8 protein-coding genes are annotated in these 13,880 nt (G+C 54.5%); 6 read left to right on the top strand and 2 right to left on the bottom strand.

The features are described from left to right. Window positions 1–56: 56 nt before the first annotated feature. The 3 genes from B9A24_RS02180 to B9A24_RS02170 all read left to right on the top strand — a co-directional run bounded on the left by B9A24_RS02180 (window position 57) and on the right by B9A24_RS02170 (window position 3,532). On the top strand, window positions 57–1,691 hold the full coding sequence (locus B9A24_RS02180) for an Ig-like domain-containing domain (RefSeq protein WP_084443510.1): 1,635 nt from the start codon (window positions 57–59) through the stop codon (window positions 1,689–1,691). An 819-nt stretch (window positions 1,692–2,510) separates the two neighbouring features. Beyond that, complete coding sequence (locus B9A24_RS02175; protein WP_084443551.1) at window positions 2,511–3,002, top strand: DUF4385 domain-containing protein; 492 nt, start codon at window positions 2,511–2,513, stop codon at window positions 3,000–3,002. Window positions 3,003–3,049: 47 nt separating this feature from the next. Continuing rightward, window positions 3,050–3,532 carry a hypothetical protein gene (locus B9A24_RS02170; protein WP_084443508.1) on the top strand — a complete coding sequence of 161 codons (483 nt, stop codon included), beginning with the start codon at window positions 3,050–3,052 and terminating at the stop codon, window positions 3,530–3,532. Window positions 3,533–3,729: 197 nt separating this feature from the next. Here the strand turns inward: B9A24_RS02170 and B9A24_RS02165 are convergent, their stop codons facing one another. Continuing rightward, the gene (locus tag B9A24_RS02165) at window positions 3,730–5,130 is read right to left on the bottom strand and encodes an inorganic phosphate transporter (protein WP_084443506.1); all 1,401 of its coding nucleotides are present in this window, start codon (window positions 5,128–5,130) and stop codon (window positions 3,730–3,732) included. Between the two features lie 321 nt (window positions 5,131–5,451). Between B9A24_RS02165 and B9A24_RS02160 the strand changes: the two genes are divergently transcribed. After that, window positions 5,452–6,966 carry a glycine--tRNA ligase gene (locus tag B9A24_RS02160; protein ID WP_084443505.1) on the top strand — a complete coding sequence of 505 codons (1,515 nt, stop codon included), beginning with the start codon at window positions 5,452–5,454 and terminating at the stop codon, window positions 6,964–6,966. A gap of 70 nt (window positions 6,967–7,036) precedes the next feature. On the opposite strand, the gene B9A24_RS02155 is transcribed toward B9A24_RS02160, so the two are convergent. Further along, the gene (locus tag B9A24_RS02155; protein ID WP_084443503.1) at window positions 7,037–7,444 is read right to left on the bottom strand and encodes a hypothetical protein; all 408 of its coding nucleotides are present in this window, start codon (window positions 7,442–7,444) and stop codon (window positions 7,037–7,039) included. 219 nt (window positions 7,445–7,663) lie between these two features. Here B9A24_RS02155 and B9A24_RS02150 point away from each other — a divergent pair, with 219 nt between their 5' ends. Both B9A24_RS02150 and ileS read left to right on the top strand, forming a co-directional pair. Beyond that, a complete protein-coding gene (locus tag B9A24_RS02150) occupies window positions 7,664–10,102 on the top strand; it encodes an efflux RND transporter permease subunit (protein WP_084443501.1) in 2,439 nt (812 codons plus the stop codon). A gap of 152 nt (window positions 10,103–10,254) precedes the next feature. Next, on the top strand, window positions 10,255–13,761 hold the full coding sequence (ileS, locus tag B9A24_RS02145) for an isoleucine--tRNA ligase (RefSeq protein ID WP_084443499.1): 3,507 nt from the start codon (window positions 10,255–10,257) through the stop codon (window positions 13,759–13,761). Window positions 13,762–13,880: the final 119 nt, after the last annotated feature.

Here is a 13,880-nt window from a genome sequence, read left to right as displayed (position 1 = left end):
TTCACTCCTTCACTCTTCACAAACTCACCATCTTACCTTTCACCACTTCACCTTTGATGTCTGTACGCGCTCGTCTGCTGTTTTTACTGGGAATTGGAGGTGGAATAAGTGGCTGCGCGGCTGTCAGCTCGCCCGAGGGTGGGCCGAAGGATCTGACGGTGCCTAAGCTGGTACGAACCTCGCCGGAGCAGGGCGCGCGCAACGTCAGCCAACAAAGCATTCGCCTGGAATTCTCGGAGACGGTGCAGCTGAAGGATTTGCAAAAGAACCTGATTATCGCGCCCGTTATTCCGGATGAGAATAAGTATCAGGTGCGTGAAGACAAGGGTGGCATCACGCTCACCTTTGAACAGCCTCTCGATAAAAACACGACCTACTCGTTCAACTTCGGCACGGCCATTACGGATATTACGGAGAGCAACGTAGCGCCCAACGTCATGCTGAGCTTCAGCACGGGTGCCGATCTGGATTCGGGCCGCGTATTTGGGCGCGTCACGGACCTACTCACCAAGCGAACGGCCGAGGACATATCGGTTATTCTTTACCCGGAAGCTGATACGGCTAATATTCGGCGGGGTAAGCCGTATTATCTTGTCCGTACCACCAAAGATGGGCAGTACGCTTTTCAAAATCTGCGGGAGGGCCGCTACCGCCTGTTTGCCCTGCAAGACAAAAATAATACGCGCCGCTACGAGGAAGGAGAGAGGATAGCCTACCTGCCCGAGCTGATTACCGTAGCGCCTGGCCTCGACTCAATACCGCTGGTGATGGTGCGCCCTGATGCCCGCCGCCCGCTGGCCACTGGCCGGCAGGGTGCGCCCACTCAGTTCAAAGTGAGCTACAACGAAGGTGTCCGCCAAGCCGTGGTAGCACCTTTGCCCGAAGGTGGCGCGGCTCCTTCCCCCGAAGCCATGACGCAGCTAAATAATGCCCTGCAGGTGACTGATCAGGGCAAATCGGTGGTGCTTTATAAAACGAAAGCCGTCGCGGAGGGGCGATATGTGCTAACCGCCACCGATAGCGTGGGCAATATAGGCCGCGACACCATTAATGTACGCTTTCAGGGTAACGCGGCGCGGCGTGGGCCGGCCTATACCGTCGAAAACAACCCGCAGGAAGTATATTCTCAGGGGCAGGTGCGGTTTCTGTTCACCGAGCCAATTATTTTGCTCCCTAACCAGCCTTTTGGCACCTTGGTGGAAGACTCGACAGCCCGCCGACCGCTTCGCCTGCCCCAGGACGGTACGCTCAGCCCCGACCGCGCCCGTTTAACCATCAAATTGAATTTGAAGGCCAAGAAAACAGCTACAATCATCCTCGATAGCACCGCCATTACCAGCGTCACGGGCCAGTCGTTGGGCTTGCGGCCGCTGCGGCTGCGCGTATCCGACCAATCACCAACGGGTACGCTATCCGGGGCCATCAAAACCAAGTTCACGCGCTACCAGGTTCAGCTGATAAACGACAGCTTCCAGCCCGTGGCCGTGCTCGACAGTCCGAAAAATCGCTACGTGTTCAGCAATATTGCCCCCGGCTCTTATCAGATTCGGGTACTGATTGATGCTGACGCCAACGGTACTTGGCGCGGCGGCGACCCGCAGTTTCGGCTGCCGGCTGAGCCAGTGTATCTTTTTTCCAAGAAGCTCGAAGTACGCTCTAACTGGGAGCAGGAGGAGAACCTGGCTTTTTAGGCTGATTAATAGCCGTGAGAGCATTTCCAAGGGCCGAAAAGACCGTGCCTACCCGATTACCCTGATTATCCTCAGTTTCTGGTCGTGAGAATAAAAAGCTGGTTACGCTCTATCTGGCCCTAGACGGAGCGTAACCAGCTTTTTGTTTTTGCCTGGCTGCTCCGATAATCCCGTTGGTTGAGTTTGTCCTGACAGCTATGGCTGCTCATGAACTGCTTCGGCTTTGAGCGGCGCTATCCACAAGTCAACAACTGCTCTTCTGCCGCACCAGGGAGCTTTTTTCGGGTTTTCCACAGGCTATACACCAGGTTATCCACGCGGTCATCCATACGTAGGTAATCTGTGGATAATACAGGCGTAACCTGGGGATAACTCGTGGAGAAATTGCGGACAAGTTTATTTGCCGGTCTGGAAGCCAATACAGCACACTTCGGCTGTGGATAAGGGTGGACAACTTCGCCCCAAAAAAGACCTAATCCACACTGCCGGGTTGGTGTGGATTGTGGATTCGTGGATAACGTTTGAATTGTGAATAATCTGAATAATTCGTTTAAAATCAGCCATTTACAATCCACATACCCTGTTGATAGCTGGTGCATAAGCCTGAGCTTGTACACAAGTTTTCAGCCCTGTGTATAACTCTCAAATCTTATCAACTTATGCACAGCCCTAATGGTAGGGGATTAAAAAAATATTTCTTAAAATCTCTTTTAAAAAGTTATTAACCCTGTGGATAAATCGGGCCTTCTCTCAAAAAAGCCCCCCGACACAATTCGTGGCTTTCAGCGTATACAGCAGCCCAGCTTCCGTGTACCTGTCATGCCGTTCGATTACTCGCTCGATTTCAAAAAAGTTGATTTTCGGCAGCAGCCGGAGCTGTACCGCGTGGGCAAAGGCGAGCAGGGCGTACTGCTGGTAGAGCCCTACAAGTCGGAAATACTGCCGCACTGGCGTTTTCGCACCCCAGAGGTAGCGCGGGAGTCGTCGGAACGCATTTATACTCTGTTTCTGGCTTATCTGAAAGCCAACGACTTCGTGGGAGCTGATATGGCCCGTAAATTTCTGCAAATGGGCTTCACGCGGGCCCGGCGCTACGCCAATCATAAGGGCGGCAAAAAGTATGATGGTCCGGTGCCCGCCGATAAAAAGGGCCAGAGTGGCGCCCACGGCCGAGCCGAGCTGCCCCGCGCCTCCGAAGACCCCGAGAAAGCTGCCGCTGCTGCCATCTTTAAGCAGAAGTGGGACGAGGCCCAGCACGAACCCGAATACGAACGGCAGCGTACCGAATTTCAGGCGCGCTACGGCAAGTGAGCCACAGATTCCTACCTTTATCTAAACTTAGACCTCACCCTACGGCTATGACAAAGCCTGACCAACCAACCAGCATGGAAGAAAACGAAATCACCCTGGGCACCGGCATGGGTCCCCTGAAGTTTGGGGCCTCCATGGACGAGGTGCGCGCTCTGATGGGCGAGCCCGAAGAAATCGAAGAGTCGGAGGAAGACGATGAGTTCGAGCACCAGGCCTGGAACTACTTGGAAGAAGGCTACTCCCTGTACTTCGACCGCGAAGACGACTACCGCCTCAGCTGCATCGAAACGGACCACCCCGGTTTGCGCCTGTTCGGTGAGCCAATTCACGGCAAGAGTCAGGCTGCTGTTGAGGACCTGATGAGTCGCCATGAATATAACAATCCCGAAATGGAGCGCATGGAAACGGGCGAGGTACGCCTCTCCTACGAAAAGGAAATGATTGACTTATACTTTGATGAAGACGAGCTGCAGTTTGTCAACTTCGGCGTGTTTATATCCGATGATCTGGAAGTACAGTGGCCAAGCTAGTTGGTAGTTATCCACAAAATACGTGATTTGTTATGTGGAAAAGTGGATAACTAGCCGCCCTATCGTCATTTCATACAATGTTTTAAGCGGAAAATGCCCCCGGCGGGTTTTCTATAATAGATGTTGAAAAGCATAGAATCAAAAAAGCCGCCTTCATGAAAGGCGCTTTTTTGATTCTATGCAAGATGAATCCAGCCTTATAGTATGGCTCGGAAGAATAAAAACAACCCTCCCGACAACACCATGGTAACGGGCAGCGTGAGGACCCAGGCCAGCGCGATATTGCGCACCATCTGCGGGTTGAGGTTCTTCACGCCACGGTTGGCCACCATAGAGCCGGCAATGGCCGACGACAATACATGGGTGGTAGAGCTAGGCAAACCAATAGCCGTAGACACGCCAATCATGGTCGCGGCAACCAGTTCGGAGGAGGCACCCTGAGCGTAAGTCAGGTGCTCCTTGCCGATGCGCTCCCCGATGGTTTTGACGATGCGCTGCCAGCCGACCATCGTGCCCAGACCCAGGGAAGTAGACACCATCAGCAGTACCCACCAGGGGGCATAATCGGTGTAGGTGCGAAGGTCAGTAATGCCCTCTCGATAAGTCTTCTGGTCAGAGGAGCTCAGGGTGAGCCGCTCGCTGCCCAACAGCTTTTTGGTGCGATTGTCGAGCAGAAGAATTGCTTTGCGAATCTCAAACCGGGCGTTCTGCGGGAGCTCGCGCACGCTGGTTTTTCCTACGAAAACACGGTCCAGAGCGGCCGTCTGCGTTTGAATATCCACTAACGTTTTACGGTCGTCGGCGCTGAGCGCAGCCGGATCTACCTTCTGCACCACCTGCTCTACGCGGGCCAGGGAGGCGCGCATATCCAAGGGGTTCAGGTCATCGTTGAGGGCGAAAAAGGTGGGTACAATGCCGATTAGAATCAGCATGATGAGGCCAACGCCCTTCTGCCCGTCATTAGAGCCGTGAAAGAAGCTCACCAGCGTACAGGTCACGATCAGGATAAGGCGAATCCAGAGGGGCGGGGGCTTCCGTTTGTGGGGCTCCCGGAAGATGGCTTTGTTGCGCACGAAGCGGCGCAACACGAACATCAGCAGAATGGTAAGCGTGAAGCCAAACAGCGGACCCACCAGCAGCGCCACGCCGGTTTCGCCGGCCTTGCTCCAGTTGACAGCCGCGCCGCTGGACTCGGGCAAGAGCGAAAAGGCGATACCCACACCCAGGATAGAGCCGATCAGCGCGTGGGAACTGGAGGCCGGAATGCCGTAATACCATGTACCCACGTTCCAAATAATAGCCGACAGGATAAGCGCCCCCACCATCGCAATGCCGTGATACACGTTCTGATCCACGAGGCTCTCGACGGGCAGCAGGTACACGATACCCATGGCCACGGCAATGCCACCGGCAAACACGCCAATAAAATTCCAGAAAGCCGACCATATAACGGCTACCCAAGGGCGGAGGGTATTGGTATAAATGACCGTGGCGACGGCATTGGCCGTGTCGTGGAAGCCATTGACAAATTCGAAAGCGCAGGCTGCTACCAGACAAATCATCAGGAGCAGTAACACTTGAGGCTCTAAGCCAAACATAGGAGGGGAATTGGTAGAAAAAAATGGGCGCCCAAAGGTAATGCCACCGAAAACGGAGCAAGATTATCAAATTGTTACCGCAACTGGCGCGTTGGAGGAAATGCGCTAGCCGAAGGAAGCGAATTTCAACGCGACACTACTACCTGTAATGGCCCCGATACGCAAGCGGCCGGGTGGGCGGTCAACTGAGCTATGAAAAAGATTTGGGCCGCGGCTTGGGGGCCAATTGCGCGGTGCTGTATAATGGCCCGGCAAAGCAGTCAGCCACGAATCTTCGGTTTTCCGCCCAATCAGTTAAATCGACGAACTATCTTTGCCCGCATGAGCAACCCGACGCAGAAACCTTCCCTCGAAAATACCCAGCTAAAGGACATTGTGGCCCACGCCAAGGAATACGGCTTCGTGTTTCCGTCGTCCGAAATATACGATGGCCTGCAAGCCGTGTACGACTACGGCCCTAACGGCGTGGAGCTGAAAAATAACTTGAAGCAGCTCTGGTGGCGGGCTATGACTCAGCTCAACCAGAACGTGGTGGGCATCGACGCGGCCATTTTCATGCACCCGCTCACCTGGAAAGCCAGCGGCCACATCGACGGCTTCTCCGACCCCATGATTGATAATTTGGACTCGAAGAAGCGCTACCGCGCCGACGTTTTACTAGAGGAAAAAGCCGCCCATTACGAAAACGTCGGCGACAAAGTGCGCGCCGATATGCTGCTGGCCGATATGGGCCGTCTGCTCACGGCCGAGGACCTAACCGGCGTACGTCAGCTCATCATCGACGAGAAAATAGCCTGCCCCGTATCAGGCACCGCCAACTGGACCGAAGTACGGCAGTTCAACCTGATGTTCTCCACCCAGGTAGGTTCGGTGGAAGGCGACTCGACCTTGATTTACCTACGGCCCGAAACGGCGCAGGGTATTTTCGTCAACTTCCTGAACGTGCAGAAGTCGGCTCGGATGAAGATTCCGTTCGGTATTGCCCAGATTGGCAAGGCCTTCCGCAACGAGATTGTCGCTCGCCAGTTCATCTTCCGCATGCGGGAGTTTGAGCAAATGGAAATGCAATTCTTCGTGCGCCCTGGCACCGAGATGGAGTGGTATCAGCAGTGGAAAGAAACCCGTCTGCGTTGGCACGAAGCGCTGGGCCTGCCCGCCGAGAAGCTGCGTTTCCACGACCACGACAAGCTGGCTCACTACGCCAACGCGGCTGTGGATATCGAGTTTGAATTTCCCTTCGGCTTCAAGGAAATTGAAGGCATTCACTCCCGCACCGACTTCGACCTGACTCAGCATCAGGCGCTAAGTCGCAAAAAGCAGCAGTTTTTCGACAACGACCTCGACGAGAACGGCAAGGCGTACGGCAACTATGTGCCCTTCGTAGTAGAAACCTCCGTGGGCGCCGACCGCCTGTTCCTGGCTACGCTGTGCCAGGCATATACCGAGGAAACCATCACGGAAGGGGAGGGCGAGCAGCAGCAAACCAAAACCCGCACCGTGCTGCGTCTGCACCCGGCTTTGGCGCCGGTGAAAGCCGCCATTTTCCCGCTGGTACGCAAAGACGGTTTGCCCGAAAAAGCCACCGAAATCTTCGACGAGCTGCGCCACGATTTCCGCCTCGTGTACGAAGAGCGCGACGCCATCGGCAAGCGCTACACCCGCCAGGACCTCATCGGTACGCCTTTCTGCATTGCCGTCGATCACCAAACCTTAGAGGATAACACCATAACGGTTCGTCACCGCGACTTGCGCGAACAAACCCGCATGCCGATCAGCGAGCTACGCAACTACATTGGCGAAGCTGTTAGCTTCAAGCGAATTTTTGAGAAGCTGTAGACCTCGTCGAGAAACTATACAAAAAAGCCCTCCAGAAATACTCTGGGGGGCTTTTTTGTAAGATCTTATCTTAGTTATCTCCCAGCCAATCGGTGGCTTCGCGGCGGGAAGTAAAGTAATTGAACTCCACTTGTTGGGGGGCAAACGTGCGGTCAAAAGAAGGGGAGTAGCAGCCCATCTGGTGTTGATACTGGCCTTCTGAGAGCAGTGCCGCAATGAACAGCGGCCGGGCCGACTGAGCTGGCAAGTAGCGCAGGATGGGCGCCAGCAGAAATTCCTCGTCCTCGTCGGTGGGTGGGGCGTTGCGCTTGAGGTCTAGAAGCAACTTATCCACACCCAGATTGTGCATAGCTTCGAGGGCCAACTGATATACTTTCTCAAAAGTTTCCGCCAATGAGGCCGCCGCATACTGCAGCTGCATGGTAGCAGTAGCAGCATGATAGGCAAGGGACACGGTAGGCGTTTGGTACAAAATCATGGAAGCGGGAAGCTAGCAAGCCAGCATTCAAAACGGCATTGGGGGACAAAAATTGCGATAGACGGACTAATACGCAGATTGGACTGCCTTCATTTACAAACTTTTAAGTTGAAAGATTCAAATGCGTGCTGTTCAGTTGCCTGAGGCGGTTGCAGTTTGAACAGCTATAGATTTATTACCTACCAGGCTTTCCGTACCTTTGCTGCATTTTAACGGCCTATGTGGAGCTCTCTTGCGCTTTTCGTCATCAAGCAGCGGCGGATTCTTATCCTGCTCATAGCCGTGATGACCGTGTTTATGGCCTGGAAAGCCAAAGACGTGGAAATGACCTACGACTTTGCCCAGGTCGTGAGTCCGAATGACCCGGATGTAGTCTACTTCCAGCAGTTCAAGCAAACCTTCGGCGAAGACGGCAACGTGCTCGTGCTGGGCTTGCAGGACAGCAGCGTGTATAAGCTGGGCAACTTCACCGAGCTGCGCAACCTCACCGACACGCTGTCCGCGGTCGAAGGCGTGAATGGCGTGCTGTCGGTATCGAAGGTGCTGGCCCTGCGCAAGGACACGGCTACGCAGCAGTTCAAGGCCATTTCCATCTTTCAGAAAGCCCCCGAAACCCAACGCGAGCTGGACAGCCTGATGCGGGAAGTGAATCGGGTAGAGTTCTATAAAGGTCAGCTCATCTCGCCCACCACGGGCGCCACGCTGCTGGCCCTCACCATGGACCCCAAGTACCTGAATTCCTCGCGCCGCCAGGCAGTGATGAACGATATACTGGGCCACGCGGAGGCGTTTAGCAAGAAAACGGGCATCCGGCTGCACTACGCGGGCCTGCCCTACGTGCGCTCCACCATGACCACGAAAGTGGCGGCCGAAATGAAGTTTTTCGTGCTGCTCACGGTGCTCATGATGGCCGCTACCCTGTTCATGTTCTTCCGGACGTGGGCCGCTGTTATCTTCCCCATCCTGGTGGTGCTGGTGGTGGTGGTATGGTGCGTGGGCACCATGGTGCTCCTTGGGTACAAAATCAACCTGCTGACCGGCCTGATTCCCAGTATCCTGATCGTTATCGGGATTCCCAACTGTACGTATCTGCTCTCGCGCTACCATTATGATTACCGCAAATCAGGGAATCAAATACTAGCCATGACGCGCGTGGTGCGCAAAATCGGGTTGGTGACTTTGATGAATAACACGACGACGGCCATCGGCTTTTTCGTGTTCTGCTTCACCGATATTGCCATCTTGTATCAGTTTGGCCTGATCGCTACTATCAATATTTTCGTGGCTTTTCTCGTCTCCTTCATCCTTATTCCGGCAGTATTTACATATCTGCCGCCTCCCACACCCAAGCAGCTGGAGCACCTTGATGCCAAGCCGCTAACCAAGCTGCTGGAGTTTTTTGAGCACCTGGTACTGGAGCGCCGCGGCACGGTATATCTGATAGGCGCGGGCCTTGTGGCCATATCTCTATTGGGCATCACCCGAATCAAATCCGTCTCTTATATGGTGGACGATTTGCCCAAGGAAAGCTCCGTCAATAGCGATTTGAAGTTCTTTGAGCAGCATTTCAACGGCATTATGCCCCTGGAAATCGTGATTGACACGGGCAAGAAGCAAGGAATTCTCAAGACTAAGAACCTGGAGAAGATTGACCGTTTGGAGAAATTTCTGCGCACCCAGCCAGTGCTCTCGTCGCCGGTCAGCATCGTTACCTTCCTGAAAGCCTCGACCCAGGCTTTCTACAATGACAATCCCGAGTATTATCGCCTCCCCGATAACTCGGAGCGAAACTTTATCCTGCGGTATCTGGCTCAGTCCAGAGGACAAGGGTCGGCCAATGGCCCGATGAGTGATAAGCTGTTGCGCTCCTTTGCCGACTCCACGGGCCAGCGCGCGCGCATCTCCCTCAAGATTGCCGATATCGGCTCCCGCAACCTCGACACGCTGATCAACCGCCAGATTCAGCCCCAGATTCAGGAGATTTTCAACGGTTCGGGGATGACGGTGAAGCTGACGGGCACTACTATTCTCTTTACGAAAGGCAACGAATACCTCATTAATACGCTGAAAGAGAGTATTCTAATTGCCTTTGCGCTGGTAGGGCTGGTCGTGCTGATTCTGTTCCGCTCGCTGCGGGCGGTGTTCTTTACGTTGCTGCCCAACCTGGTTACGCTCATTCTGACGGGGGGCCTGATGGGCTACTTTGGCATCCCACTTAAACCCAGCACGGCCCTGATTTTCAGCATTGCCCTGGGTATTGACGGCGACAACTCCATTCACTTGCTGGCCAAATTCAGGCAGGAGTTAGCTGTGAACGGGCGAAAAGTGAAGGCTGCTATCAGTACCACGTTGCGGGAAGCGGGAACTAGTATGATTTATACCAGCATTACACTGTTCCTGGGCTTTAGTGTGTTTGCTTTCAGCGAGTTTGGTGGCACCAAAGCCCTGGGCTTGTTGATGTCGGCGAGCCTACTAATCACCAACTTTTCCAACCTCATTCTGTTGCCCTGCTTGCTCGTCACCTTTGAGCACGGTAAGGATGAGACCATTAATAAATCCTTACTTCAACACTACGACGACGATTATCACCAGGAAGACGATGACTACGAACTTAACCTCAGCCGTATGACGGTGAAGCGGTTAGGTACGGAAGCGTAATAATCACCTCATCCCTAGCCCTTCTCCTCGGGGAGAAGGGGACTAATTTTAGCTTTTCTAATGCTAGTCTTCTATCATTTTAGAACTAGTCCCCTTCTCCCCGAGGAGAAGGGCTAGGGATGAGGTTCCCGCCAGCACGACAACACCACCCCATGAAATATTCCGAATACAAACAGCCGCTCAACTACGCCCAGGTTGGTACCGACATCCTCAAATGGTGGCAGGAGAACGGCATTTTTGAGAAGAGCGTGAGCACCCGCGAGGGCCAGCCCACGTTCGTGTTTTACGAAGGTCCGCCGTCGGCAAATGGTGCGCCCGGCATTCACCACGTAATGGCCCGGACGGTAAAGGATATTTTCTGCCGCTACCAGACCTTGCTGGGCAAGCAGGTGTCGCGCAAGGGCGGCTGGGATACCCACGGCCTGCCCATTGAGCTACAGGTAGAAAAGGAGCTGGGCATTACGAAGGAAGACATCAGCAAGAAGATTTCCATTGCCGACTACAACCAGCGCTGCCGCGAAACGGTGATGCGCTTTAAAGCGCAGTGGGACGACCTAACCCAGAAAATGGGCTACTGGGTTGACCTCGACGACCCCTATATCACCTTCGAGCCGGAGTACATCGAAAGCTGCTGGGCGCTGCTCAAGAAGCTCTATGACAAGGGTTTGTTGTATAAAGGCTACACCATTCAACCTTACTCGCCCGCTGCTGGCACTGGCCTTTCCTCGCACGAGCTAAACCAGCCCGGCACCTACCGCGACGTGAAGGACACGACCATAGTGGCGCAGTTTAAGGTGAAGCTGGAGGAACTGCCAGATGATTTTTTTGGGCTAGATGAAGAAGTTAATGTCTTCTTTCTGGCGTGGACTACGACGCCATGGACACTTGCTGCCAATACTGGGTTAGCCGTTGGCAAAAACATTGAATATTCGGTAGTTCGTACTTTCAATCAATATACTCGCCAGCCGATAGTAGTAATCCTTGCTAGTGAATTGCTTGGCAAATATTTCTCGGAAGAAGCTACTGGTGTTTCTATCCCGCAGTCACCAGAATTTTCCGAGGCACTGCTGAGATGGTTAGAGAAAGGTGATGAATATCCAATTGAAGCTGTGCTTCATGATGAGAGACTGAAGGTATTTTTTGATAAAACTCTAAGTCGGCTTAAACTGCCTTATAAAGTTGTAAAAACCTTCAAAGGTGCCGACCTGGTAGGAATCCGATATGAGCGTCTTTTCGGTCACGACACAGGTTTTCCAGCCTTTGAAGGCGAAGAAAAAGGCTTCCGTGTCGTTGCCGGCGACTTTGTTACGACCGAAGACGGTACCGGCATCGTGCACATCTCGCCCACTTTTGGAGCTGATGATTTCCGCGTAGCACAGCTCAATGATATTCCGGCCCTGCTGGTTACCGATGCCGAAGGCAAGCTGACGCCCATCGTGGACCGCACGGGCCGCTATGTGCCGCAGATGGGCGAGTTTGGGGGGCGTTTAGTGAAGAACTACGACGGCCACGATGAAACCGGGGCCGACTACAAAACCCTCGATGAGAGCATTGCCATCAAGATGAAAGGGGATGGCACCGCTTTCAAAGTGGAGAAGTACGAGCACACCTACCCCCACTGCTGGCGCACCGATAAGCCCGTGCTGTATTACCCGCTCGATTCCTGGTTTATCAAGACGACGGCCGTCAAAGACCGTCTCATCGAACTCAACAAAACCATTAACTGGAAGCCCGAAACCACCGGCTCCGGCCGCTTCGGCAACTGGCTCGAAAACCTAGTTGACTGGAACCTGAGCCGTTCGCGCTACTGGGGCACGCCCCTGCCCATCTGGCGCAGTCAGGATGGCTCGGAGGAGATTTGCATTGGCTCTATCGCCCAGCTGAGCGCGGAGATTGACAAGGCTGTGGCCGCCGAGATTATGACTCACAATCCGCTGACGGCTGGGGGGCAAATTGACCTGCACCGGCCCTACGTGGACGATATATTCCTGGTGTCGCCCACCGGCCAGGCCATGTACCGCGAAACCGACCTCATCGACGTGTGGTTCGATAGCGGCGCCATGCCCTATGCGCAGTGGCACTACCCGCTCGAAAACGAAGCAAAATTCCAGAAGAACTTCCCCGCCGATTTTATTGCCGAAGGTGTTGACCAGACCCGCGGCTGGTTCTTTACCTTGCACGCGCTGGGCGTGATGCTGGAAGATTCGGTTGCATTTAAAAACGTGATTGCCAACGGGTTGGTGCTAGCCAAAGACGGGCAGAAGATGAGCAAGCGCCTCGGCAACGCCGTCGATCCGTTTGCTACCATCCAGCAGTTTGGCCCCGATGCCACGCGCTGGTATCTGATTGCCAACGCGCCACCGTGGGATAACCTCAAGTTTGACCCCGCCGGCGTGACGGAGGTGCAGCGCCGCTTCTTCGGCACGCTGTTCAACACCTACTCCTTTTTCGCCCTCTACGCTAACCTCGACGAGTTCCGCACCCGCGAGTTTGACCGGATTCCGCTCACCGATCTGAGTGAACTGGACCGCTGGGTGTTGTCGAAGCTGCAATCCTTGATTCTGGAAGTCAGGGGGCATTATGACAACTATGACCCCACCAAAGCGGCCCGCGCCATCCAGGATTTCGTCACCGATCAGCTGTCTAACTGGTACGTGCGGCTCTCGCGCCGCCGTTTCTGGAAGGGCGAGCTGACCACGGATAAAAAGGCGGCTTTCGAGACCTTGCAGGAATGCTTGGTGGTCGTGTCTCAGCTGATGGCGCCCATCGCGCCCTTCTTTGCGGAGTGGCTTTACAAGAACATGACCGACGGTATGCGCCAGGAAGCCTTAGCCAATAACACGCCACTGGCTCCTGAATCGGTGCACCTGACCTTGCTCGTGGAAGCGAACGAAACCCGGATTGATACGGCCTTGGAGGAGCGTATGGAACTGGCTCAGCGCATCAGCTCTTTGACCCATTCGTTAAGAAAAAAGTCGGTGCTAAAAGTGCGCCAGCCCTTGCAACGCATCTTGGTACCGGTGCTGAATGACACAACTCGTGACCAGGTAGGTAAGGTGGAAGACCTTATTTGCGCTGAGGTAAACGTGAAGCATGTGGAGTTTTTGGACGACACAAGCGGCGTGTTGGTGAAGTCGGTGAAGCCCAACTTTAAGCGTTTGGGTCAGCAGTACGGCGCTAAGCTCAAATCCGTGGCGGCCCGTATTCAGCAGATGACGCCCGAGGAAATCAGCGCGCTGGAAACGACCGGCACGCTGGCGGTGGAAGTGGGAGGGGAGCAGCTGAATTTGGCCCCCGACGACGTAGAAATCCGCACCGATGACCTGCCCGGCTGGCTCGTTGCTACCGACGGCCCGCTCACCGTAGCCCTCGACGTAACCCTGACTGATGAGCTGCGTCGCGAAGGTGTAGCCCGTGAGCTGGTCAACCGTCTGCAAAACCTGCGCAAGGACAGCGGCCTGGAAGTGCAGGACAAAATCCGCGTCACGCTAGGCGGCGAGCAGCCCGATCTGGCGGCCGCCGTGCAGTTCTTCGGCGACTATATCCGCACCGAAACGCAGGCGCTTTCGCTCACCTTCAGTCCGGAGCTGACGGGCGGCGTGACGCTGGAGTTTGATGACTACAGCGTGCCGGCTCAGCTGGAAGTGGTAACTGCTTGATACTGAATAGCCAACCGAGCCGTTAAAAGCTCGGCTGGTATAACCTCGCACAAAGCATCGGAGGGTGCGTTTAAAGTCGTCCAAAAACCCGCAATTCAGGCCCAAAATGGCATAAAATG

Source organism: Hymenobacter roseosalivarius DSM 11622, assembly GCF_900176135.1.
Taxonomy (GTDB): domain Bacteria; phylum Bacteroidota; class Bacteroidia; order Cytophagales; family Hymenobacteraceae; genus Hymenobacter; species Hymenobacter roseosalivarius.
Note: the sequence above shows the minus strand (reverse complement) of the source record. Positions and strands in the feature narration are given on the sequence as shown.